The organism is Paraburkholderia fungorum (genome assembly GCF_902833645.1).
Taxonomy (GTDB): domain Bacteria; phylum Pseudomonadota; class Gammaproteobacteria; order Burkholderiales; family Burkholderiaceae; genus Paraburkholderia; species Paraburkholderia fungorum.
On sequence record NZ_CADFGE010000003.1, the window covers coordinates 259538 to 281925 of the forward strand.

Sequence of the window (22388 nt, forward strand, 5' to 3'; positions counted from 1 at the left end):
CCCACGCGCCGCGCGCCGTATCATCGGCTCAACCCTGCAGGAACTGTGTGCTCCATGGCGGAATATCTGAACGCTGCAACGCTCCTTGAACTCGCGCAACGTGCAGAACAGCGCGCCGCCGCGCCATGCTCGTGTACGAGGACACCGCTGGACGGCTGGCAATCTCAGCCGCTGTCACTTGACGAAACGCAGTTCGAGGAAGTCGGCACGCTCGCGCCGCAAGACGATCCGGAACCCACGTTCGGCGAGTACCTGCCGGGCAAGACGAACTACTGGTCGGCCGACGCTCCCATCGCGCCGCGGCACTTCCCGTATAACCGCTGCGCTGTCTGGCAGTGCACGTTGTGCAGCCGGCTTTATCTGCGCTACACGGAAGGCGGCGGCTACTTCGTCGATCGCAGGATTCGCGCCGTACAGTCGGCGCTGATCGAAGACGTCGCGCTTCCTGATTAAAGCTTGCAGCACCGAATGCCGGCAACTCGCACCTGACCTAATGCCCAGGCTTTAGCGCAGCATACGTCCCCGGCGTGATCCCATAGGCCCGTTTGAAAAGCCGGTTGAGATGGCTTTGATCGTAAAACCCCACAGCCGCCGCGGCCGTTGCCGCGTTCTCCCCCGCCGCAAGCATGCGTCTGGCGGCGAGCAGCCGCACCTGCGTTGCATAGGCGTGCGGCGGCAGTCCAAACTCCTTGCAGAAGGCGCGCGTGAGGTAATAACGGCTTAGCCCCACCAGTTCAGCCAGTTCGTCGACCGGGATATCGCGCTCATAGTTGGCGGCGACGTATTCGCGCACTTGAGCCATCTTGCGGGCTTCGCGGCGACCCTCGCCGAGTTCGTGCCGCGATTGCCCATAGCGCCCGACCAGCATTCCCATCGCGGCCCACCAGTTCGCCTGCCGCTCCATCATCGGGACCGAACCGTGTTCGTCGAGACTGGCATGCGCCTTGGTCAGCAGACCGGCAAGATGCGCGTCCTGGTAGAGCCCTGGTGGAATCAGCAGCGGTGTGTCGTCACGCGAATCGGGCGAGAACACCGCGCCTAGTGCCCCCAGCCCTTCCATGTCGAGATAGATGGCGCGATAGTTCCATTCGCGGCCTTCCCACACCTCCCCGCTGTGATACTCGCCGGGGCCGAACACGAGCACGCTGCCGCGTCCCGCGACGTCGGTGCCGGTACGCGTATGACATTGCCCCGCGCCGCTTTGCGTCATGACGATCACGAGTTCGTCATGCAGATGCCGATCGAATTTGTGATCGCCGTAGCGCGCGATCGCGAGACAGGCGCCGTCCAGCGCGCCGTCCCGCCAGCACACTACCTCTGGTTCGCCTTTGTCCGATGTGTCCATGGCCGCTCTCAACGCTCCGGAATGCCTGTTACACCAATTCTATTCTGACCCGGCGATTGCGACGCCCCTTGTTCTCGATCTTCACGATGCGGATCGGTCTCGATTGCGCCGTATTGGTCAGATGCGTGCCGCCGCAGGCCTGCCGGTCCAGGTCGCCGATCTCGACGATTCGCACGGTGCCGTCGGAGGTCGGCGGGGGCGCCACCGAGAGGCTGCGGATCAGACCCTGCGTCGACTTCGCTTCCGCTGCGCTGACGTAATAGGTTCGCACATCCATGGCGCTGCGGATCACCTCGTTGACAGGTTCCTCCAGCAGGCGCAGCGCGTCGTTGTCCGCTTCGGGCAGATCGAAATCCATCCGGGCAGTGCCGTCGGCATTGATCTGCGCGCCGGTCACGAGCGCCCCGGCGAAGCGCTGATAGACGAGAGCGTTAAGAATATGCGTGGCGGTATGAAGCTGGGCGACGGTGGCACGCCGGGCCGCGTCGACGGCCACGTGCACGGCGCCATTCAGTTCGAGCGGCTCGTCGAGCAGATGCCACAGCATGCCGCCTTCCGGCGCCACGCCGGTAATGTGCGCGACGCCTTGCGCGTGCGTCAGCACCGCCGCGTCCGACACCTGGCCGCCGCCGCCCGGATGCAAGGCCGTGCGCCCCAGCACGACCGCGCCGGGGCGCGAGGCGATCACGCTCGTTTCGAATTCGAGCAGGTCCGGCTGCTCATGGCAAAGATAGTGCGCCACCTTGAAGTCCCCGCAGGAAATGACTGATGACGCCCAGCATACTCAGTCTCATGGGACGCCGTCTTGGTCAAAAATGCCCTCGGCAGGTCGAATCATCGGAATAACCAGAATAATCGGGGCCGGACCGCGGCTGAGGAAGTCGCTCAAAGCCGATGAAGGACGGTCGTATTGTCGTGAAACAGCGCAAGCCGCTCACGCGGCGAATACGAGGCCGACGTCGGTATTGGTGAGATGCAGGTCATCGCGGATCAGGTCGGTATTGATGACATGCAGGTCATCGCGGATCAGCCCAGCGGCCGCCGACAGGCTGACGCGGTCGGGATACGCGATGAACGACATCGCACACCTGATCGCGAGAATACTGTGGTTGCGAGAATTGCCTGCGAACTCTCACACGTTGAGAGACCAGGATTGATTCGCCCTGAAGATGCCGTCCAGAAAGAGACTCGCCGTTGATATAATTTTTCAGCGCGTACGGCAACGGGCAAGCCCTGGCAAAACATTCATCTCGCCCGTCAACCGTCAATCTGACTGGAAGATTCGATGTCCCAACAAATTGCCAACACGAGTCGACCGCCTACCCTCACCGGGCTTTTCCTTATATTCAGCCGCATCGGGCTCACCAGTTTTGGTGGCGGGTTGAGCGGCTGGCTGCTGCGCGAATTCGTCCAGGATCGCGACTGGATCGGCGAAGAAGACTTTCTGAACGGCCTCGCCATCTCGCAGGCGCTGCCTGGCATCAACGTCAAGAATATGGCGATCTGGATCGGCCACCGTCTGCTCGGCTGGCGCGGCGCGTTGCTGGCCGTCACCGGCATCATCGTTCCGCCCGCCATTCTGATTATTGTTCTCGGCACGGTTTTCGAGCATCTGCTGCACTTCCCGCTCGCTCACATCCTGCTCGCCGGTGCGGCCGCGGCGGCCACCGGCCTGTCGTTGTCGATGGGCGTGACGACCGCGCTGCGAGTGCCACGCAAACTCCTCCCTCTGCTCTTTCTCGCGGGCACCTTCGTCGCGGTCGGCATATTGCGCCTGCCGCTGGTGTGGGTCGTGATAGGCGCGGGCGGTCTGAGCGTGCTGGTCGAATACATCAAACTACGCAAAGCATAGCCATGTCGAATCGCGCTCTTCTACAGCTTGCCGCTGTTTTTGCGCCCTTGTCGTTGGTAACGATAGGCGGCGGCCAGGCCATCATCGCCGATATTCAACGGCAGGTTGTCGACGTGCACGGATGGATGACACATGCGCAGTTCGGTGTCGACTTCGCGATTTCACGCATGGCGCCAGGCCCGGGCTCGCTGCTGGCCACGTTGATCGGCTGGCAGATCGCCGGGTTCTGGGGCGCCGTGGTGGCCACGCTGGCCTTGCTCGCGCCCACCGGCTTCCTGATCTACGGGGTAACCCACGTCTGGGCACGCTATCAGGGCGCGGCCTGGCAACTGGCGCTCGAGCGTGGGTTGCGCCCCGTCGCCTCCGGCATGATTCTCGCCGCCGGATGGGTTCTGCTGAAGTCGCTGGACGGCGGCCTTCCGGCCAAAGCGATTGCGATTGCTTCAGTCGTAACGCTGCTCAGTACCCGAATCAACCCGCTCGTTCTATTGCTTTGCGGGGCCTTGCTGCTGCTCGGCATGTCCGAACTCAGTGCGAGCCTGCCAGCCATGTTCCAGGTACATACGGCGGGCTAGGCGCGGTTTTACGTTTGGTCTCATGCGCTTCACCGGCTGCACGTGAGCAGCCGTGCTGTCCACCAGGCTCGCGAGCCGCGATCGGACCTCGCTGCATGCGACTAAGACCGCGATGTGTGTCAGGCGTTCATGGTTCGCTGAGTGACCGCGGTTTGTAGGAAACCAGGATGTCGATTGTCGAGGCGGCTAATGACGACCCGATTTTCTCTACTTGCGCGAATCGGTATCTAAAGAACGGCCAGCCAGCCCCCGTCGACGTAAATGATCTGCCCGTTCACATAGCTCGACGCCGCCGAAGCCAGATACACCGCCGTGCCGACGAGCTCTTCCGGTTTGCCCCAGCGTTGCGAAGGATTGCTGCTCTTGACCCATGCGTCGAAAGCGGCATTCTCGATCAGCGGCTTGTTCATGTCGGTCAGGATGTAGCCCGGCCCGATCGCGTTCGCCTGAATGTTCGAGCCCGCCCACTCGGCGCTCATCGCACGGGTCAGCATCTTGATGCCGCCCTTCGCCGCCGTATAGGCGCCGACCGTCGCGCGTCCGGCCTCGCTCGTGAGTGAGCCGATGTTGATGATCTTGCCGCCCGTGCCGCGCGCAATCATGCGGCGTGCGGCCTGTTTCGCGACGATGAACGCGCTTGTCAGATTGGTGTCGATCACGCGCTGCCAGTCGCTCAATGCCAGTTCGACGAGCGGCTTGCGAAACTGGATGCCGGCATTGTTGATCACGATATCAATCTGCACGCCGTCCTTATCCCACTGCGCGAATGCCTCGGCAACCGCCTGTTCGTCGGTCACGTCGAACGCCCGGCCTTGCGCGTTGAAACCCTTGTCGTTCAGACGGGTGGCCGCCTGCGCCACCGTATCGGCGCGCGTGCCATTCAGAATGACGTTCGCACCGGCCGCGGCCAGCCCCTCGGCGAGCGCGAAGCCGATGCCGCGCGCCGAGCCGGTAACGAGCGCCGTGCGGCCGCTCAGATCGAATAGCTGTGTCATGTGTGTCCTTGCGATGTTCAGAAACGAGGCGCGAGTGCGCCCCTCGCGGTTCCGTCAGCGGTCGCGCGTTTGGCGGCAAGCCTCGCGGCGTTCGGCTCGATGATCAGACGCAACTCCATCATATCGTCGATAAGACCAGGCTCGGCAGCGCCCGCCCGCGCGCGCCACGTGAGAATCGCCGCAAGCCATAGCACCGGGTTCTTGCGAGCGATACGGAATCCCTCCGCAAGCCAGCCGGCCACACTCCGGACACTGACCACGCGGCTGTCTGGACAGGTCAGCCCGCACGCAGGTCGCGGGTATGCCGGGATTGCCGTACTGCCTGAATAGCGCATGTTCACGACCGCTTCCTTTTCACGAAAGTGCATCGAACGTGGTACCGAATGTAGTCGGCGACGATTTCGTCGACCACCTGCTTCGGCAGACTCCGCAGTTCGTGGCGCAATTGCTGGATGAATGCGTCCTGCGTCATCGCTTTTCCCCTGTTCCTGAGGACGTACCGGACAAGGCCAGCACGCCATTGACTTCATCGACAAAACTGCGCCATTCGCTTCGCATCTCCGCCAGACTGTTGCGGCCCGCCGCTGTCAGCGAGTAATACTTGCGCGGCGGCCCCGAGCTGGACTCCACGAAATACGTCGACACCATGCCTCGGCTTGCAAGCGGCGCATCAGCGGGTAGATCGTGCCCTCGCTGATTTCCATGGTTTCCGAGAGCGTCGAGACGAGCTCGTAGGCGTAGCTGTCGCCGCCGGCGAGGACAGCCAACACGCACATGTCGAGGGTTCCCTTCTTGATCTGCGTTTTCATTCAGTTCCATTACATATCAGTGTGCATAGCAAGGTACTGTTCTATGCACAGGACGAGACTACCCTGCGATCATTCGCAGCATTAATACAAAGGATTAGAAAACAGACTTGTACTTATTGTTTTTGGCTTCCGATAAAGGCACCAGGCCATGCGCGCAATGGCTGCGTTCATCCACTGCAACCGCCATGCCCCAAGGAGAAACCCATGACGTCCTATCGCCCCGCGGAGCCACCACCGCCTTCGGACAGCGCCCCCGCCAACATGAACCGGATCGCCGTAGCGAGTGTGATCGGCACGACCGTCGAGTGGTATGACCTGTTCGTTTTCGCCACCGCCTCGGCGCTCGTCTTCAACAAGGTGTTCTTTCCCGGCTTTGTGCCTCTCGTCGGCACCTTGCTGGCGTTCGGCACGTTCGCCTCCGCCTATCTGGCGCGAATTGTCGGCGCCGCGCTGTTCGGGCATTTTGGCGACCGTCTCGGACGCAAGGCCATGCTGCTGGTCTCGCTCATCATCATGGGCGTTGCGACGTTCTCGATTGGCCTGCTGCCGAACTACGCGTCGATCGGAATCTGGGCGCCCATTCTGCTGCTCACCTTGCGCGTCATCCAAGGACTCGCGCTCGGCGGAGAGTGGGGCGGCGCCGTGCTGATGGCCGTGGAACACGCCCCGGCCAACAAGCGTGGACTGTATGGTTCGTGGGTGCAGATCGGTGTGCCCGCCGGCACCCTGATCGCCAATCTGGCGTTTCTGGTCAGCAATGCCATGCTGTCGAACGAAGCCCTGCTTTCGTGGGGCTGGCGTATTCCGTTTCTCGCGAGCGCGTTGCTTGTGGGGGTCGGTCTGTATATCCGCCTGAATACGTCGGAGACGCCGTCTTTTCGCAAGGTCAAGGAAGCGGACGCTCAGGTCAAACTGCCGATCGCCGAAGTACTCACGCGCTACTGGAAGCAGGTTCTGCTCGGCGGCATCGCGACCATGTCGACGGGTACCTCGTTCAACCTGATCGTTGCCTTCGGGCTCACCTATGGCACGCAGACTCTTGGCTTTTCGCGTAACGCGATGCTCTCGATTGCCTTGATTGCCTGCGCGCTCTGTATCGTGTTGTTGCCGGCGTTCGGCAAGCTCTCCGATATCGTGGGCCGCAAGCCGGTGATTATCGGCGGCATCGTCGCGGAAGCCCTGCTCGCTTTTCCGCTTTTCTGGCTGCTGGATACGCGCGAATTTTCGTTTGCATTGCTCGGCTATCTGCTGATGATGACCGCCTTTGCGGCCAACTACGGCCCTATCGCCACCTTCCTCGCCGAGTTGTTCGGTACCGAGGTGCGCTACTCCGGTCTCTCGGTGAGCTATATGCTGTCCGGACTGCTCGGCAGCGCGGCTACGCCGATTGTCACCACGGCACTGCTGTCCGCCACCGGCCGCGGTTCGTCGGTAGCGTGGTACATGATGGGCTCGGCGGCCGTCTCGGTCATCGCGCTCCTGCTGCTCACGGAGACGCTGCGCCGCGATATCTCGTCGACGGCGCGCGCCCGTGCCGCCACGGCGAGCCTTTCGTGAAGGCCTGCTATGGAGCCTGTTATGGAAACGGAAAAGATCTCGCTCATGCCAGCCACCGCGGAATCATCGTTGCTGCGCAGCCTTGAAGCCGTCAGCTTCCCGACGCTCGGGCATTTTCTGGAGAACGGCTTCGCGGATCATCGCCTGCGCGCGATGGTCCCCAACGTGAAGGTGATCGGCCGCGCGGTGACGCTCAAGCTGCTGTCGCCCGACGCCATTGCCGTGAACCGTGCGCTGTCGCAACTCGAACCTGGCGACGTGCTGGTGATCGACATGAACGGTGACCACACGCATGCGCCGGTCGGCGCGGTCACGGCATGCGCGGCGCTCAACGCCGGCGCGCGCGGCGTGATCGTCGACGGCGTGGTGACCGATCTCATCGAACTACGCGGCACGGGGCTGCCGGTGTTCGCGCGAGGCACCTCTTTACTGACGACCAAGAAACGCGACACGGCGTCGAGTCTGTTCGACGAACCGGTGGCGTGCGGCGGGATCATGGTGCGCCCGGGCGACATCGTGCTGGCCGACGACAACGGCGTGCTGTTCGCGCCCGCACCGGCACTCGCCGCGGTGATCGACCTCGCGCTCGCGTCCGATCGCGCGGAGCCCACGATCCTTGCCCGGCTTAACGCCAAAGAACCGGTCCACGAGGTTCTGCAATGCTTCATGCCGGCAAATATTCGCGCCGCTAATGATCAGCATTAGAACAATGAAATTGACGGATACTGGCACGCTAACGAACACTACGTGCGCGACATATAGCGATCCAGCCACATACAGCAAGTGAGACTTTCGGAGACTTCTGCAATGCAATCCACGCCAACATCCGATCGCATAAGCGACAAACAGGCGCCGCTGGGCACCGAACAGCAGGTACGGGAGGAACTGGCGGCGCTGTACCGGCTGGCCGCGCACTTCCGCATGACCGACATGATCGACACGCATATCACGGCGCGCCTGCCCGGCTCGCCGGGCGAGCCGCCGGCATTTCTGATCAACCGCTATGGTGTGCTGTTCCATGAGATGCGCGCGTCGGACCTCGTGAAGATCGATCATCTCGGCAACGTCATCGACGAACGCGCGCGCAGCGAGCCCGCGCTGTTTCGCGTGAACGCCGCCGGGTTCACGATTCATTCCGCCATTCACGCCGCGCGCGACGACCTGCATTTCGTGATCCATACGCATACGGCTGCCGGCACAGCGGTATCGGCGCAAGAACAGGGGCTGCTGCCGATCAGTCAGCATGCGCTGAAGTTCTACGGCAAGCTCGCCTACCACGACTACGAAGGCATCGCGCTCGAACTCGGCGAGCGCGAGCGTCTGGTGCGCGATCTCGGTTCCTGCAAGGCGATGATTCTGCGCAATCACGGCCTGCTGGCGGCCGGCGCCACGGCAGCCGAAGCCTTCCACGAGATCTATTTCCTCGAGCGGGCCTGCCAGGCGCAAATTCAGGCGCTGGCCGGCGGCAGCGCGCTGCGCATTCCACCGCGGGAAGTGTGCGAGTTGACCGCGAGCCAGTTTTCCCGCGCAGACTCCGCGGAAATTGCGGAGCTGGCGTGGCGCGCGGCATTACGGCTGATCGACGATCCGCAATCCGACTACCGCAACTAGGCCCGCTTTCCGATTCAACGCAATGACCAAACTTGTTCTGATGAGCCGTGACTACGACATGTCACATCTGGTGCAGCCGATTCAGGACGCGGCTCCCGACCTCGACGTCGTGATGCACGGCGAGCAATCCGCCGGCGATGCGGAAATCGCCGTGTGCTGGAATCCACCGGCCGGCGCGCTGGCAGCGCTGCCGAAACTACGGCTCGTGCATAGCATCGCCGCGGGCGTCGACAACATTCTGTCGGACCCTGCCCTGCCTGCCGTGCCGCTATGCCGGGTCGTCGATCCGCAACACGCACGCGGAATGAGCGAATTCGTTACGTGGGGCGTGCTGCACTTTCATCGTCAACTCGACCGCGTGCTCGCCAATCAGCGTCTCGACCGCTGGTTTCGCCACGACCAGCGCGATGCGTCCGAATGCGCGGTGGGCGTCATGGGACTCGGCGAAATCGGCAGCCGCGTCGCGACGGACCTGCAGCGTTTCGGTTTCGCGGTGCGCGGCTGGGCGCGTAAGCCCCGTGAGCTTCCCGGCGTAACGACCTTCGCCGGTCCCGAGCAATTCAAGCCATTTCTCGAGGGGACCGACATCCTCGTGTGCCTTCTGCCTCTCACGCCCGAAACCCGCTGGATTCTCAACGCGAATACCTTTGAACACCTGCGGCCGGGCGCGAAACTGATTCACGTTGGCCGCGGCGAGCATCTGGTGCCAGCGGATCTGATCGCGGCACTCACGGGCGGACAGATCGGCGGTGCGATCGTCGACGTGTTCCCGACCGAACCGTTACCGCCTGAAGATCATTTATGGCGCGCGCCGAATCTGATCGTGACGCCTCACATGGCGTCGGTCGCAAGCTCGGCGACGATCGGCGCGCAAGTGGCGCACAACGCACGCAGGCTGATCCGCGGCGAACCGCTGCATAACCTGGTCGACGTCACGCGCGGTTATTGAGTGCGGTTATCGAACGGTCGTCGACCACGGTTATTGGGTTCGGCTGCCAGACGAAGCGCTAAAGTTCGGCGGCTTCCGTCTGGCCATCTATGAACACATTCAACGCATCGATAAACGCGGCTTCGGCCGTGCTCAGCTTGCGGTCCTGTGACCACAGCATGTAGATATCGAGGTCGGCCACGCCGCCGTCCGGCGGCAGCCTTTGCAAGCGGCCCTGAGCGATGTCGTCGCGCACCACGTGTTCCGGCAGGCAACCAATGCCGAAGCCCGCGAAGATGAAACGCCGCACCTCGGTCATGCTCGACGATGAGCCGACCACGCGCCCCGTAAAACCCATCTCGTCACGAAAGAATGTGAGTGGCGACATGTGGTCGCCCACCTTGTCGCCGGTGAAAGAGACGAATTTTTCGCCGGCCAGGTCGGCCAGCTGAATGTCGCTGCGTCCAAAGAGCGGATGATGACGTCCGCAGAAAAGTGCATACCGTTGCCGCAAAAACACGCGGCTGTCGAGCCGTTTGGGCAACGCGCGCCGCGGCGTCAGTCCCAGCGTTGCGGACTTTTGCTGGAGGCTGTTCACCACGTCGGCGCTGCGCATTTCCTGGCTTTCGAGTTCGATGCGCGGATACGTGCGATGGAACTCCGCAAGAAACGTGTCGTAAGCCGGAAAATCGATGCCGCTGACGGTGCTCACGCGCACCATGCCGGAGATATCGTGATCGCGATCCACCTCGGCAAGCGACAGGCGCGAGATCGTGCCGTACACGTCTTCAGCAATCTGTTTCACTTCGATACCGGCCTGCGTGACCTCGATACGCGGACCGTGGCGGTCTACGAGGCGCAACCCCAACTGCTCCTCAAGACGGCGCAACGCCTGGCTCACGGCAGGCTGCGTCAGATGCAAACGCGTTGCCGCGCGACTCACGCTGCCCTCTTTCGCAATGGCGAGAAAAGTCCGCAGCAGGTTCCAGTCAAGGCGGTCGTTCAGGTAAGTATCCGGGCGGTCTTTGCTCACGATGAGCCTCACTGTTCACATCATCCACGAAAATTATACTGAGGATTAGAATTAGAAATTAGACTTATCATTTTTGATTACCGATAAAGGCATCACGACGAACCCGACGTGGCGATTGCGCCGCGGCTTCAGGAGTATGTGATGCTAAAAATCAATGGTGAGCGGCTCTGGACGAGCCTGATGAACATGGCCGCCGTCGGCGCCACGCCCGCGGGCGGTGTGCGGCGCCTCGCGCTGACTGAGCAGGACGCGGCCGGCCGGGCGCTTTTTTCGCAATGGTGCGTCGAAGCCGGGCTCACGATGTCGGTCGACAAGGTGGGCAATCTCTTCGCGCGGCGCGCCGGCAAACGCAACGACGCGGCACCCGTCGCGAGTGGGAGCCACCTCGACACCCAGCCGGAAGGTGGCCGCTTCGACGGAGTCTACGGCGTGCTCGCCGCGCTCGAAGTCGTCCGCACGCTGAACGATGCGGACATTCAAACCGAGAAGCCCATCGAGATCGTCGTATGGACCAACGAGGAAGGCGCGCGCTTCACGCCGGCCATGCTCGGATCGGCGGCCTTCACCGCCGTCATGCCGCTCGCGCAGGCGCTGAACACGCGCGACGCCAGCGGCACCTCGGTCGAACAGGCATTGCAAACCACCGGCTACGCCGGCACGCGCGCCGTGCCCGGCATCGTCTTCGACGCCTATTTCGAAGCGCACATCGAACAGGGGCCCGTGCTCGAGGAGAGCGGCGTGCCGATCGGCGTCGTGACAGGTGGCCAGGCAATTCGCTGGCTCGACGTGCGCGTGCGTGGCCAGGCGGCGCATGCGGGCACGACGCCGATGCAGTACCGCCGCGATGCGCTGTTCGCGAGCGCGGAAATGGCTGCGGAACTGGAGCGCATCGCAGCGGAGTTCTTCCCGCTGGGCCTCGCCACCATCGGCGAATTGCAGATACGCAACGCCTCGCGCAACACCATTGCCGCCGACCTGACCTTCACCGTGGACCTGCGGCACCCGGACGACGCACTCATCGGCAACATGGAAACAGCGCTGCGCGAACGCTTCGACGCGATTGCGAAGCGCCGCCGCCTGACGGTCGAAATTGGACAGCACTGGGTCAGCCCTGCCACGCCGTTCGACCCGCAGTGCATTGCGGCTGTCAGCAACGCGGTGGAGGCGCTGGATTATCCGCATCAGCGCATCATCAGTGGCGCCGGGCACGATGCGATCCATCTCGCCAAACATTGTCCGACGGCGATGATCTTCATCCCCTGTGTCGACGGTCTGAGCCATAACGAAGCCGAAGACGCGTTGCCGGAAGACGTCAGACGGGGCACGGATGTACTGCTTCACGCGATGCTGGCACGCGCCGGACAAGCCGCATGAACACCCGTCAAGCGGTGCGTGCGCCGGGCGTGCGGCGTACATGGCTCTTCGTACCCGGCAACAATGCGGCGGCCCACGCCGCTGCGCTGCGCAGCGGCGCCGACGCTGTGGTCGCCGACCTGGAAGAGATGACCTCGCCACAGGAGCGGCCTCAAGCACGCGAGCGCATTGTCATGCTGCTGCGCGAAGCAGCCGGCGACGGCATATTCGCCTCGGTACGGATCAACACACTGGAACACGACGGCCATGCCGATCTCGCAGGCATCATGCCCGGCAAGCCACGGGCAATCTTTCTGCCGCACGCGCAAAGCACGGCCCAACTGGCCGCGCTCGACGATGCGCTCGCCGTCATCGAGCGCAAGCTGGGTATTCCGGCGGGCTCGACGGAGGTGGTTCCAGTTATCGAATCCGCGCAGGGTCTGGTCAATCTGGGCGCGCTGCTGCACGTGGGAGCACGCATAAAGTGCTGCATGCTCGCGGTCGAGGACCTCGCGGCAAATCTCGGCGCACGCCGCACGCCTGGCGGCAACGAACTGCTTTACGCACGCAGCCGCTTTCTGATCGAGTGCGTTGCGGCCGGTTGCGTGCCGATCGATCTCCCTTGTACGTACCGCTCAGCACAGGTGCTCGAGCAGGACCTGGACATCTCCACGCAACTCGGCTTCGCTTCGAAAAGCGTCGTGTTTGCCGAGCATGTGCCGGCGATTCACCGTGCGCTGACACCCTCGACGGAAGACGTGCGGGCGGCGCATGCGCTGATCGACGCGCATACCGCCCAGCAGGCGAATCCGTCTGCCGCTGATGGCTCGATATGGATCGACTACCCGGAGCGCAATAACGCGCAACGCCTGATCGCCCGTGACGCCCTGCTGCGCGCCTTCGACGACGGCCGCAACGGGTAGGGCCGGCCAACATTAGTCAACAGGATTCCCCATGTCCCATTCTGAACAGACGCATCAGCCTGTGCGCGCCGCCACCGCTGCTTTTATCGGCACGGCCGTCGAGTATTACGACTACTACACCTATGCGACGGCCGCCGCGCTCGTTCTCGGCGACGTGTTCTTCCCGAGCAGCAATCACTTCCTCAGTACGATGGCCTCGTTCGGCACGTTCTTCGTCGGCTTCATTGCGCGCCCATTGAGCGGCGCCGTCTTCGGTCATCTCGGCGACAAGCTCGGCCGCAAGAAAATGCTGCTGCTGACCATGTTCCTGATGGGGATCGCCACGACCGGCATCGGCCTGCTGCCGGGCTATAGCAGCATCGGCATCTGGGCACCGGTTTCGCTGGTGCTGCTGCGGATTCTGCAGGGAATTGCCGTGGGCGGCGAATGGGGCGGCGCGGTGCTGATGGCAAGCGAGCACGCACCGGCGGGACGCAAGACGTTCTTCGCGTCCATGCCGCAGATGGGCAGCCCGGTCGGTTTGATTCTTTCGCTGGTGTCATTCAGGCTCGTCACCTCGCTCGATCACGACAGCTTCGTGGCCTGGGGCTGGCGCCTGCCGTTTCTGGCCAGCTTCGTGCTGTTGCTGATCGGCATGGCGATCCGTCTCGGCGTCAAGGAGTCGCCCGAGTTCGAGCAGCTTCGCAAGAATCGCGAGGTGCTGAAGTCGCCCGTCAAGGAAGTACTGCGCACCGCGTGGTATCCGATCGTGATGGCGGCAATGGCCACGACGATCGGCTCCGCCGGATTCTTCTTCACCAACACGTTCATGATTTCGTATGTCACCGGTTATCTCGGCATGTCGAAATCGTTCATTCTCGATTGCCTGTTTGTCGTCACCCTCATCCAGTTGGCATCGCAACCGATTTCAGCCCTGCTGGCCCAACGCGTTGGAGAAACCCGCTTTCTGACCTGGGCGGCTCTCGTGTCCATGTTCACGCCTTACCCGATGTTCCTGCTCGTCAAGACGCAAAACCCCGCCGCGATCGTGGCAGGCATCTCACTCGCGGTGGTGGTGCTGTCCGCGACTTACGCCGTCATCGCCGGCTTCATGACGCCGGCATTTCCCACGCAGGTCCGGTACTCCGGCATTTCGATCGCCTATCAACTGTGCGCGACGATTGCCGGCGGGACGACGCCTTTGATCGGCACGATGCTCGCGCAGAATTACAAGGGCGAGTGGCTGCCGCTGGCGCTGTTCTTCACGGTGCTTTCGGCCGTGTCGCTGATTGGAATCGTGGGGCTTGGACGGTATCGCAAGGGGATCCGTGCGGAGGAACCGACTGCGATGCTTGTCAATTAGCGCCGGCTGGCATGGGATGATCAGGCGCGGCGCGAATCCGGCCGGCAACGCGCCTTCGATCGACGTCATGCGCGCTTAGAGCGACGCTCCTCCGCACATCACGATCTGTTGCCCGGTAATCGCGCCCGCTTCGGCGCCGAGCAGAAAGGCGGTCAGCGCCGCCACTTCCGACGGTTTGACGAAGCGGCCGATCGGCGGCAATTTAGGCGGGGTACCGGCTCGCGCGGGATGGCTGAGCAGCGGGGTATCGGTGGCGCCTGGCGCCACCACATTAACGGTGATGCCGCGCGGAGCAAGTTCGGCGGCCCAGGAGCGGGCCATGCCGACCAGCGCCGCTTTGGTCGCCGCGTATTGGCTGCGGGTGACAGCGCCGTTCGCGGTCCGGCTGCCGATCAGCACGATACGGCCGCCTGCAGCCAGGTTCGGCAACAACGCATTGGCGAGATATGCCGCTGCGTCGACATGAATTCGCCACATCGCCGCGCCGTCTTCGGCGGCGAGTTCGCCGAGCGGCGCCGTGCGCATGAATCCTGCCGCATGCACGAACGCGTCACAAGCGCCGATAGCGTCGACCACGGGCTCCAGCGCGGCAAAATCAGTTACGTCGACGGGAGCGATGGTCAGGCGCTCGACCTGATGCGTTGCCGGTGTCCGGCACAAGCCCGTTACACGCCACCCATCCTCCAGCAGACGTTGAACGATCGCCTCGCCGATTCCCGACGACGCCCCCGTCACCACCGCATGCCGTTGTCCACCTGCTTTCGCTGTCACTCCGCTTCTCCTTGAAAAACGGTCACGGAGAGACGTCGCGAACGCTTATCGAACCGCCACGGTCTCCACCGTCACCTCGCCCCGTTCGTCGAACAAGGCCAGTTCCTGCGGCTGAGCCGCGTTATCGGTGATCAAGGTCCAGTCGCGCTCGAGCGGCGTCCAATGCTGCTGGCTGGCGCGGCCGAGCTTGTCGGCGGTGACGAGCACGAACACACTGGCCGCCTGACGGATCACGCACTCCTTCAGATACGCCTGCTCGGCCGTCGCCTCACACAGGCCGCGCGTTGCTGTCACGCCGTCCGCGCCGAGAAACGCCTTGTCGAAACTCAGGCGGCTCAGCGCAAGCTGTGCGAGCGGCCCGAGCGTACTCATGCTCGACGAGCGGATATCGCCGCCGATCAGCGTCACCCGCACCTTGCTGGCGGCGAGCGCGCCGACCACCAGCAGGTTATTGGTCACGACGTGAATCGAACGATGCCCGATCAATTGCCGCGCCAGCGCCGCCGTGGTCGTTCCGCCGTCGAGAAACAGCGTGTCGTCCTCCTGGACATGCAGGAGCGCGGCGCGCGCGATCGCATCCTTCTGCTCGCGAAAGCTCTCGCTGCGCTCGTCGAGCGACGCTTCCGGTTCATGCGCGCTGACCGCTGCCGCGCCGCCATAGGTGCGCAGAATCTGGCGGTCGTCCGCGAGTGCCCGCAAGTCCCGCCGCACGGTCGCCTCGGACATGCCGAAGTGCTCGCACAGCGTACCGACATCTGTCATCCCGCCCAGTACAGCGTGAAGCATCGCCTCGCGGCGTTTCGCAACTTTCATGATCTTGGATCGGAGGAACCGGTTAAGCGACAGCGCGCCAGCAGCGCGCGAAAAAGTGTGCCTAGTGTAGCGAATTTCCATTCGTACGCCGCGTCCCTTTCCGGTTCGCTCAAAACCGGCCGTTCCCCCCTGCTGCCTGACTTACGACTTCAACCGCGCACCCACGTTTCGTCGACGCTCACGTACTTGATCCGTTGACGGAAGTAAGTGAAAGCAATATGCAATGCGCCGTCGGCGGATTGCACAATCGACGGATACGAATACTCGCGGTTACGCTGCTCGGCCGAGTTGTTCGTCATGCAGTAGCCGTCGCCGATTTCCAGAGTGCGCCGACGTGTCCAACTGTGGCCGCCGTCTTCGGAAATCGCCAGTGACATCGGGCTTCGCGGCGCGCCCCAGAACGCGCTGCCGCGTGCCGACGCGCCCTGGTCGCGCAACGCGCCGCTGTCTTCGGAGTCTTCGATATCGTCGTACAGCGAGGCGCGCCGCCCGGTGGCATGCGACGCGTCGCTCTCGTTGTACACCAGCGCGAGATGGCCATTTTTCAGCGACACGAACTGGATCGACGAATTGTTGTTCGGCAACGTGGTTGCTTGCGGCGCGCTCCACGTGCGGCCATCTTTCGAGCGGCTCGCGTATATGAAGTCCGCCCAGCGGCTGCGGAACAGCGCGAGCAACGAGCCGTCTGCGAGCACCTGTACGTTCATATGCACGCAACCCACGCTATCGGGCACCTCATATTCGCGCCACGACTGTCCTTGGTCCTCGGAAATGAGCACGGCGCTGATATCGTTGTTGCCGATCCAACGCTCGCCGGGTTCGGTACGACACAGAAACACCGGACACAACCACGCGCCGTCCGGCATCACGACGATCGGCTGGCGCACGAAGGTGCCCGCGCGATCGAACAACGTTTCGATCGGTCCCCAGCTCATCCCGCCGTCGGACGAGATGCGCCGCCGCACAATCGCGGTGTTCTGATGTCCGGACAACTGCGCGGTATAAGTCAGCCACAAGCGGCCATCGGGCGCGGTGAACAGCACGGGATTCTGCTCGGAGCGCGTCGGGTCGTTCGACAGTTTCTCGGGCTCGGACCAGACGCCGGCACCCGCACGCAAGCGCGACATGTAGACCGACACGTCGGGAATGCCCTCCTGCGTACCGCCGAACCAGGCACACAGCAGGTCGCCATCAGGCAGCGCATGCAGATTGGCCGCGTGATTCTGCACGCATGGAGACGGCAAATACGCTTCGCGGCGTTGCGCGTCGGCGTAGGTCACGCGTACGTGGCTGTCCCACGCCGTCGAGGCCGGGGTCTCTGCGAGGATGGAAGTCATCCGGGGTTCTCCTGAATACGTCACTTCAATGTGATTCACGATGCTGAAGCCGCTCGCCGCTCGCGCCGACAGGCTTGGAACCCGACGGAAACAGCAACTTTTCCAGCACGATTACGATAGCCGGCGTCACCAGCGACACATACATGTTGTCGATGCCGAACGGATTGCCGAGCAGATACCAGACCGTCGTCGAGATCGTTGCGATGATCAGCGCGGCCATTGCGCCACGGCTGCTGTTGAAGAATGGCAGATAGATGCCGATCAAGGCCACCACGGAGACCGTCAACCGCAACGCCCGCGTGAAGAACGACAGCGCGAGAATCTGCGGAACGAACAGCACGAACACGAGCGGCACGAGTCCGACCACCAGCGAAATCCAGCGCGTCATACGCAATTCGACGTCTGGCGTCGGGTTGTAACGCGGCACATAGAAGTCCTTCACCACCAGCGATGCGATCGCAAGCGCCACCGTGCACACGCTGACGAAAATCGACGCCACCAGCGAAGTCGTCACCACGCCGGCCAGCAGCGGATTCATATGCTGCAGGAACACCGGCAGCGCATAGAGGCTCTTGATGTGGGGAAACAGAAACTTGGCCGCGACGCCGAGAAAACCCAGCGCGATCGAGATCGGCACGCATAACGCCGCGGCAAGCAGCGAGGCATTGCGCGCCGCCGCCGGCGAACGGGTCGCGGAAATCGCCTGAATGATGAACTGGGTCGAGAAGATCGCGCCGGCCGTGCCGATGATCCACGCGCCGATCGTACCGTTGCTCAGCGAGCCGTTCCATGTGAAGTAATGCTCGGGCATCTGCGCCATCATCGGCTGGATGCCACCGGTCATCTGCCACGCCACGATCACCAGAATCGCGATGCCGATCAGCTTGACCGCGCTATGCACGATGGTCAGATAGGCGACGCTCTTCAAACCGCCCCAGGCGAAATACACGGTACTGACAATCGCGGTGATCACCGCTGCGGTGGGCAGGTTGATGCGCATCACCGTTGAAATCGCCGCTGCGCCGCTCACATAATTGCCCACGTTCACGAGGAACAGCGCATAGATCATGATCGCCGAGACGACCAGCTTCGCACGCTTGCCGTACTTCATTGCGATGAATCCGGAGATCGTGAATTCACCCGAACTGTAGAGGCGTTTGGCCATGAACAGGCCGAAGAACAGAAAGCCGATCGACGCGGCGATCACCGACCACGACGCCGCGATGCCCGCGCTGAACGCTTCCTGCGAGGTACCGATCGTCGACTTCGCGCCGATGAACTCCGACATCAGCAATACCGCGACGACCATGGCCGGCATCGAGCGCGACGCCACCATGAACTGCTCGGAATTGCGGCTGCGCAGCCGGACGCTGAACCAGCTGGTCAGCAGGATGTAGAGCACGACCATCCCGATGATGATCGCTGTGTCCCAGTAGCTAAAAGTTGCCATGGTGTCTCCAATGTATTTTGACGACGTCTTCGCATCGAAAATTCGGCCGCCGGGCGTGTCCCCGCCTTCTCGCCGGCCGAGAATCTGTTTCCACCGCACGAGCGGCAAGGTGTTGCCGGTTGTTACCGGTTTGCGGCCCGCGCTCAGGCTTCCTGCTCGGAGTGCCGCGTCGCGAGATCGAGTGCCTGCTTCAGCGCCTCGAGCATGCTGCGTTCGTCGGCGATCCCCTTGCCGGCGATGTCGAAGGCCGTCCCGTGATCGACCGAGGTGCGGATCACCGGCAGACCGACAGTCACGTTGACGCCAGCCTCGAGGCCCATCACCTTGACCGGACCGTGGCCCTGGTCGTGATACATAGCGACCACCACATCGAAGTCACCGCGGCCGGCGCGGAAAAACAGCGTGTCGGCGGGCAACGGGCCTTCGACGTCCCAGCCGCGCGCCTGCAGCACCTGCACCGCCGGAATGATCTTTTCCTCTTCCTCGCCGTAGCCGAACAAGCCGTTCTCGCCCGCATGCGGATTGATCCCGCAGACGCCGATGCGCGGGCTGTCGATCCCGGCACGCACCAGCGTTTCATGCGCGCGCTCGATGGTCCGTTGCACGAGCCCCGGTTCAATGCGCCGAATCGCATCGAGCAGGCCGATGTGCGTCGTCACGTGAATCACGCGCAGCTTCGGCGCGACGAGCATCATAGACACTTCGTCGATACCCGTCAGATGCGCGAGCATCTCCGTATGCCCGGGGAAAATGTGGCCGCCTGCGTGCAGCGCTTCCTTGTTCAGCGGCGCCGTGCAGATCGCGTCCAGTTCGCCGGCCGAGGTCAGTTTGACCGTGCGCGCGATGTACTGATACGCCGCATCGCCCGCGATGGCCGAGAGCTTGCCGTATGGCAGATCCGCCGGAATCAGGCCGAGATCGATGCAATCGACCACACCGCACTCGAAGCCGGCGTCCGCGGGACTGTCGATCGAGCGCACTTCGAGCGCGGCGCCCGCGCGCTGGCCCGCATCGCGCAAACGCGCGGCGTCGCCGATCACGAGCGGTCGGCACTGTTCGTAGACGGAGGCATGGGCCAGCGCCTTCATGACGATTTCGGGGCCGACGCCGGCAGCATCGCCCATGGTGATGCCGATAACTGGACGATAGGTCATGGTGGTAAGTCCTTTGAGGGTGGCCTCGATAGGCCGGGCAAGGCGTTGAACGCCGGCGAGTTTTCGCCAGGCAACATGAAGCGTGCCGGGATGGCCGAAACCGCCGGCTTTGGTAACGACGTAAAGGCGGCGCCCGTTGTGATCCGCGTGCAGCAGCGGCACACCGCTTTCGATTTCTTCGACAATCCGCAACTGGCCGATGCCGGCAGCGGACAGCAACGCGCGCGCGGTCTCGCCGCCGGTGGCGATTACGCTGCCGGCGAACGGCAGCGTGGGCGCAAGCAATGCTGCGAGACGCCGGGCGAACAGCAGGCCGTCGGCGACGCTGCTGCGATCGGACTGGCTCAGCGAAACGACCACGTGGCGCCCCTGTTGCAGCGCTGCGCTCACCTTGCGCGGAAGATTCGCATTCGCTTCCGTGGGCGGCTCGGCGAGCAGCGTCCGCGTGTCGACTTCGAACGCAACCAGCGCGCTGCCCGCTTCTGTTTTCAGCCGCTCGATCTGCGCGTGGGACATGCTCGACATGCTGCCGACCACGGTCAGTACCGGCTGACCCGGCGTGTGCTGCGCCGGTGTGGCGAGCTGCACCGCATCGGCCAGATTCAATGCGCACATCAGATCGCCTGCGAGCCCTGCCGAGCCGACCCAGAACACGCCGCGCAACGTTGCCGACGCGCGGGCGACCCGGTGCAGGTCGTCCGCCGTTTCGCTGTCGCACACCACGGCCTGAATCCCGGCCTCGCGCAGCGTGTCGAGCCGCTCTGCCAGCAGAGCGCTGTCCGCCCGAACCTCGGCCAGCGTGAGCGCAACCGCGTGCACGCCGTATTGCCCGAGCATCGCGGGAAGATTCGCTTCGCCACCGATCCCTTCGTTGCGCCATACCTCGGTGTCTTCCACCGCCACGCCGTTCAGCCACTGGCGTGCGTCGCGTGTCGTGCGGCCGGCGGCTGGAAACGCCGGCGCCACGATCGCCATGCCGGCGAGCGGCACAAGCGCGGCCACTTCCGCCGCGAAGTTGCCGCGCAGCGTCGAATCGACTTTCTTGTAGAGCTTCGTCTGCGCGCAGCCCAGTTCGCGCCACAGGTCAGCATGACGGTGCGCCGCCGACGTAGCATCCAGCCGGCGCGAATCGGCGTCGACAGCCAGCACGTCGAGCGCGTCGGTCACATCGTGCGGGTCGTTCGCTTCGCGCGTTGCAGCCGCCGAAGACGCGCTCGCATCCAGCATCACGACACTGCGCAAGCCGAGGCGCGCGCCTGTCACGGCGCAGTCGGCTGTCCCCGACAGATCGTCGCCGATGATCAGGAGCCGCAAGCGGCGTTCGCGTGCAGGCTTCATGGCAGCAGACGGCGATAGATTGCCTTCATGTCGTCGAGCGAAAGCGGTTTCGGGTTGTTGCCGAGCAGCCGTTTGACTTTCGCCGCCGCCACCGCGAGCGCATCGAGGTCGTCTTCGCTGACGCCGAACTTGCGCAGATCCTGGGGAATATCGACCGCCGCCGTCCACTCGTTGATCCGCTCGATCAGCTTGCGCGCGGCGGCCTCTTCGTTGTCGTCGTGCGCGCAGAGCGAGAGCGCATGCGCGACGTCGGCGAGCCGGCCCGCACAGGCATCCATATTGAAGGCCATCACATGCGGCAACAGCATCGCGTTCGCCACGCCGTGCGTGATATTGAACATGCCGCCGAGCGGATACGCGAGCGCATGCACCGCGGCCGTGCCGGCCGCCGTCAATGCGAGGCCGCCGTACATCGAGCCGAGCATCATGGCTTCACGCGCCTTGATCGATTCGCCGTGCTCGTACGCTTCGACGATGTTCGCGCCGATCAGCCGCATCGATTCCATCGCGAACATATCGCTGACCGGATTGGCCTTGGTCGAGATGTACGATTCGAGCGAATGCACGAACGCGTCCATGCCGGTCGCCGCAGTAATCGCTTTCGGCAATTTCAGCGTCAGCGCGGCATCGAGAATCACGAGTTGCGGCAACAGATGACGGCTCACGATGCCGACCTTGAGGGCCTCGTCCGGCAACGTGACGATTGCATTGGGCGTGACTTCCGAACCGGTGCCGGCGGTGGTCGGCACAAGGATCAAGGGCACACCCGGTTTCCTGATCAGATCGATACCGAGCCATTCTCGCAGCGGCTGCTCATTGGTCAGGCGCACGGCAAACAGTTTGGCCGCGTCGAGCACGCTGCCGCCGCCGATCGACAGGATCGCGTGCGGCGCGAACGGTGCGATCTGCTCGCTGAACACGCTTTCCACGTTGCCGATGGTCGGCTCAGGTTCGACATCGCGCACGATCAGCACTTCGACATCTTTCTGCGCAAGTGCGGCCGTCACGCGATCGATCACACCGAGTTGCTCCATCGCGGGCTGGGTAATCAAGGCAATGCGTTTGACCGGCGTGTCGAGCAAGGCAAGTTTGTCAGCCAGCAGGTCAAGGCTGTGCGCGCCGTGCACGATGTGCTTGACGGTCTGGAAGTGATAGGTCGAGGTCATGACGGTAAGTGGTTGGCGATAGAGCGGCGTGGCCGA

The 22388-nt window shown here is 63.3% G+C and carries 22 protein-coding genes and 2 pseudogenes; 10 read left to right on the forward strand and 14 right to left on the reverse strand.

What is annotated here, in order from left to right:
* Positions 1-54 precede the first annotated feature (54 nt).
* Positions 55-453 (forward strand): hypothetical protein, encoded by a 399-nt coding sequence (locus HWX91_RS12300; protein WP_028194022.1) that lies wholly within the window; start codon positions 55-57, stop codon positions 451-453.
* Between the two features lie 37 nt (positions 454-490).
* Here the strand turns inward: HWX91_RS12300 and HWX91_RS12305 are convergent, their stop codons facing one another.
* From HWX91_RS12305 to HWX91_RS12315, 3 genes are all read right to left on the reverse strand, one after another.
* Positions 491-1345 (reverse strand): AraC family transcriptional regulator, encoded by an 855-nt coding sequence (locus tag HWX91_RS12305; protein WP_028194023.1) that lies wholly within the window; start codon positions 1343-1345, stop codon positions 491-493.
* A 28-nt stretch (positions 1346-1373) separates the two neighbouring features.
* Positions 1374-2087 carry an alanyl-tRNA editing protein gene (locus HWX91_RS12310; protein WP_028194024.1) on the reverse strand — a complete coding sequence of 238 codons (714 nt, stop codon included), beginning with the start codon at positions 2085-2087 and terminating at the stop codon, positions 1374-1376.
* 192 nt (positions 2088-2279) lie between these two features.
* Positions 2280-2426, reverse strand: a complete 147-nt coding sequence (locus HWX91_RS12315) for a hypothetical protein (protein ID WP_156034495.1) — start codon at positions 2424-2426, stop codon at positions 2280-2282.
* Positions 2427-2630: 204 nt separating this feature from the next.
* Here HWX91_RS12315 and HWX91_RS12320 point away from each other — a divergent pair, with 204 nt between their 5' ends.
* Both HWX91_RS12320 and HWX91_RS12325 read left to right on the forward strand, forming a co-directional pair.
* Positions 2631-3197 carry a chromate transporter gene (locus HWX91_RS12320; RefSeq protein WP_028194025.1) on the forward strand — a complete coding sequence of 189 codons (567 nt, stop codon included), beginning with the start codon at positions 2631-2633 and terminating at the stop codon, positions 3195-3197.
* Positions 3198-3199: 2 nt separating this feature from the next.
* Positions 3200-3772, forward strand: a complete 573-nt coding sequence (locus tag HWX91_RS12325; RefSeq protein WP_042273601.1) for a chromate transporter — start codon at positions 3200-3202, stop codon at positions 3770-3772.
* A 227-nt stretch (positions 3773-3999) separates the two neighbouring features.
* On the opposite strand, the gene HWX91_RS12330 is transcribed toward HWX91_RS12325, so the two are convergent.
* The 4 genes and pseudogenes from HWX91_RS12330 to HWX91_RS12340 form a co-directional block, all read right to left on the reverse strand.
* Positions 4000-4767 carry an SDR family oxidoreductase gene (locus HWX91_RS12330; protein ID WP_028194026.1) on the reverse strand — a complete coding sequence of 256 codons (768 nt, stop codon included), beginning with the start codon at positions 4765-4767 and terminating at the stop codon, positions 4000-4002.
* 17 nt (positions 4768-4784) lie between these two features.
* Positions 4785-5108: a hypothetical protein gene (locus HWX91_RS40665; RefSeq protein ID WP_244144055.1), complete on the reverse strand. Its 324-nt coding sequence runs from the start codon at positions 5106-5108 to the stop codon at positions 4785-4787.
* Between the two features lie 35 nt (positions 5109-5143).
* A pseudogene (locus tag HWX91_RS41455) lies at positions 5144-5239 on the reverse strand (DUF1700 domain-containing protein); the annotation flags it as partial.
* Positions 5236-5576: pseudogene (locus HWX91_RS12340) on the reverse strand (PadR family transcriptional regulator). The pseudogenes HWX91_RS12340 and HWX91_RS41455, both read right to left, overlap by 4 nt.
* A 204-nt stretch (positions 5577-5780) precedes the next feature.
* Here HWX91_RS12340 and HWX91_RS12345 point away from each other — a divergent pair.
* From HWX91_RS12345 to HWX91_RS12360, 4 genes are all read left to right on the forward strand, one after another.
* Positions 5781-7133: an MFS transporter gene (locus HWX91_RS12345; RefSeq protein ID WP_042273603.1), complete on the forward strand. Its 1353-nt coding sequence runs from the start codon at positions 5781-5783 to the stop codon at positions 7131-7133.
* A gap of 21 nt (positions 7134-7154) precedes the next feature.
* The gene (locus HWX91_RS12350) at positions 7155-7838 is read left to right on the forward strand and encodes an RraA family protein (protein WP_244144056.1); all 684 of its coding nucleotides are present in this window, start codon (positions 7155-7157) and stop codon (positions 7836-7838) included.
* A 102-nt stretch (positions 7839-7940) separates the two neighbouring features.
* Entirely contained in the window at positions 7941-8744 is an 804-nt protein-coding gene (locus tag HWX91_RS12355) for a class II aldolase/adducin family protein (RefSeq protein WP_081832892.1), read from the forward strand.
* Between the two features lie 22 nt (positions 8745-8766).
* Complete coding sequence (locus tag HWX91_RS12360; protein ID WP_028194030.1) at positions 8767-9693, forward strand: 2-hydroxyacid dehydrogenase; 927 nt, start codon at positions 8767-8769, stop codon at positions 9691-9693.
* A 58-nt stretch (positions 9694-9751) separates the two neighbouring features.
* On the opposite strand, the gene HWX91_RS12365 is transcribed toward HWX91_RS12360, so the two are convergent.
* On the reverse strand, positions 9752-10705 hold the full coding sequence (locus HWX91_RS12365) for a LysR family transcriptional regulator (protein ID WP_028194031.1): 954 nt from the start codon (positions 10703-10705) through the stop codon (positions 9752-9754).
* A gap of 141 nt (positions 10706-10846) precedes the next feature.
* Here HWX91_RS12365 and HWX91_RS12370 point away from each other — a divergent pair, with 141 nt between their 5' ends.
* From HWX91_RS12370 to HWX91_RS12380, 3 genes are read left to right on the forward strand one after another with little or no spacing between them, the layout of a single operon-like run.
* A complete protein-coding gene (locus HWX91_RS12370) occupies positions 10847-12079 on the forward strand; it encodes a Zn-dependent hydrolase (RefSeq protein WP_028194032.1) in 1233 nt (410 codons plus the stop codon).
* A complete protein-coding gene (locus HWX91_RS12375; protein ID WP_042273605.1) occupies positions 12076-12981 on the forward strand; it encodes an HpcH/HpaI aldolase/citrate lyase family protein in 906 nt (301 codons plus the stop codon). The genes HWX91_RS12370 and HWX91_RS12375 overlap by 4 nt, the downstream gene beginning before the upstream one ends.
* Before the next feature lie 31 nt (positions 12982-13012).
* Complete coding sequence (locus tag HWX91_RS12380; RefSeq protein WP_028194033.1) at positions 13013-14323, forward strand: MFS transporter; 1311 nt, start codon at positions 13013-13015, stop codon at positions 14321-14323.
* Between the two features lie 75 nt (positions 14324-14398).
* Here the strand turns inward: HWX91_RS12380 and HWX91_RS12385 are convergent, their stop codons facing one another.
* From HWX91_RS12385 to HWX91_RS12410, 6 genes are all read right to left on the reverse strand, one after another.
* The gene (locus HWX91_RS12385) at positions 14399-15094 is read right to left on the reverse strand and encodes an SDR family NAD(P)-dependent oxidoreductase (RefSeq protein ID WP_028194034.1); all 696 of its coding nucleotides are present in this window, start codon (positions 15092-15094) and stop codon (positions 14399-14401) included.
* 45 nt (positions 15095-15139) lie between these two features.
* Positions 15140-15907: a DeoR/GlpR family DNA-binding transcription regulator gene (locus HWX91_RS12390; protein WP_028194035.1), complete on the reverse strand. Its 768-nt coding sequence runs from the start codon at positions 15905-15907 to the stop codon at positions 15140-15142.
* 149 nt (positions 15908-16056) lie between these two features.
* Positions 16057-17235, reverse strand: a complete 1179-nt coding sequence (locus HWX91_RS12395) for a sialidase family protein (protein ID WP_028194036.1) — start codon at positions 17233-17235, stop codon at positions 16057-16059.
* 34 nt (positions 17236-17269) lie between these two features.
* Positions 17270-18694 (reverse strand): sodium:solute symporter family protein, encoded by a 1425-nt coding sequence (locus HWX91_RS12400; protein WP_028194037.1) that lies wholly within the window; start codon positions 18692-18694, stop codon positions 17270-17272.
* 143 nt (positions 18695-18837) lie between these two features.
* Positions 18838-21186: a 4-hydroxythreonine-4-phosphate dehydrogenase PdxA gene (gene pdxA, locus HWX91_RS12405; RefSeq protein WP_081832894.1), complete on the reverse strand. Its 2349-nt coding sequence runs from the start codon at positions 21184-21186 to the stop codon at positions 18838-18840.
* Positions 21183-22352 carry an iron-containing alcohol dehydrogenase gene (locus HWX91_RS12410; protein ID WP_028194039.1) on the reverse strand — a complete coding sequence of 390 codons (1170 nt, stop codon included), beginning with the start codon at positions 22350-22352 and terminating at the stop codon, positions 21183-21185. Before HWX91_RS12410 ends, pdxA begins: the two co-directional genes overlap by 4 nt.
* Positions 22353-22388: the final 36 nt, after the last annotated feature.

What these genes read in the sequence shown, in the direction of transcription:
- HWX91_RS12390 (WP_028194035.1), bottom strand. Translation starts at nt 15,907, where the DNA reads ATGAAAGTTGCGAAACGCCGCGAGGCGATGCTTCACGCTGTACTGGGC.
- HWX91_RS12370 (WP_028194032.1), top strand. Translation starts at nt 10,847, where the DNA reads ATGCTAAAAATCAATGGTGAGCGGCTCTGGACGAGCCTGATGAACATG.
- HWX91_RS12345 (WP_042273603.1), top strand. Translation starts at nt 5,781, where the DNA reads ATGACGTCCTATCGCCCCGCGGAGCCACCACCGCCTTCGGACAGCGCC.
- HWX91_RS12375 (WP_042273605.1), top strand. Translation starts at nt 12,076, where the DNA reads ATGAACACCCGTCAAGCGGTGCGTGCGCCGGGCGTGCGGCGTACATGG.
- HWX91_RS12410 (WP_028194039.1), bottom strand. Translation starts at nt 22,352, where the DNA reads ATGACCTCGACCTATCACTTCCAGACCGTCAAGCACATCGTGCACGGC.
- HWX91_RS12350 (WP_244144056.1), top strand. Translation starts at nt 7,155, where the DNA reads ATGGAAACGGAAAAGATCTCGCTCATGCCAGCCACCGCGGAATCATCG.
- HWX91_RS12355 (WP_081832892.1), top strand. Translation starts at nt 7,941, where the DNA reads ATGCAATCCACGCCAACATCCGATCGCATAAGCGACAAACAGGCGCCG.
- HWX91_RS12380 (WP_028194033.1), top strand. Translation starts at nt 13,013, where the DNA reads ATGTCCCATTCTGAACAGACGCATCAGCCTGTGCGCGCCGCCACCGCT.
- HWX91_RS12360 (WP_028194030.1), top strand. Translation starts at nt 8,767, where the DNA reads ATGACCAAACTTGTTCTGATGAGCCGTGACTACGACATGTCACATCTG.
- pdxA (WP_081832894.1), bottom strand. Translation starts at nt 21,186, where the DNA reads ATGAAGCCTGCACGCGAACGCCGCTTGCGGCTCCTGATCATCGGCGAC.
- HWX91_RS12300 (WP_028194022.1), top strand. Translation starts at nt 55, where the DNA reads ATGGCGGAATATCTGAACGCTGCAACGCTCCTTGAACTCGCGCAACGT.
- HWX91_RS12325 (WP_042273601.1), top strand. Translation starts at nt 3,200, where the DNA reads ATGTCGAATCGCGCTCTTCTACAGCTTGCCGCTGTTTTTGCGCCCTTG.
- HWX91_RS12330 (WP_028194026.1), bottom strand. Translation starts at nt 4,767, where the DNA reads ATGACACAGCTATTCGATCTGAGCGGCCGCACGGCGCTCGTTACCGGC.
- HWX91_RS12400 (WP_028194037.1), bottom strand. Translation starts at nt 18,694, where the DNA reads ATGGCAACTTTTAGCTACTGGGACACAGCGATCATCATCGGGATGGTC.
- HWX91_RS12315 (WP_156034495.1), bottom strand. Translation starts at nt 2,426, where the DNA reads ATGTCGTTCATCGCGTATCCCGACCGCGTCAGCCTGTCGGCGGCCGCT.
- HWX91_RS12305 (WP_028194023.1), bottom strand. Translation starts at nt 1,345, where the DNA reads ATGGACACATCGGACAAAGGCGAACCAGAGGTAGTGTGCTGGCGGGAC.
- HWX91_RS12320 (WP_028194025.1), top strand. Translation starts at nt 2,631, where the DNA reads ATGTCCCAACAAATTGCCAACACGAGTCGACCGCCTACCCTCACCGGG.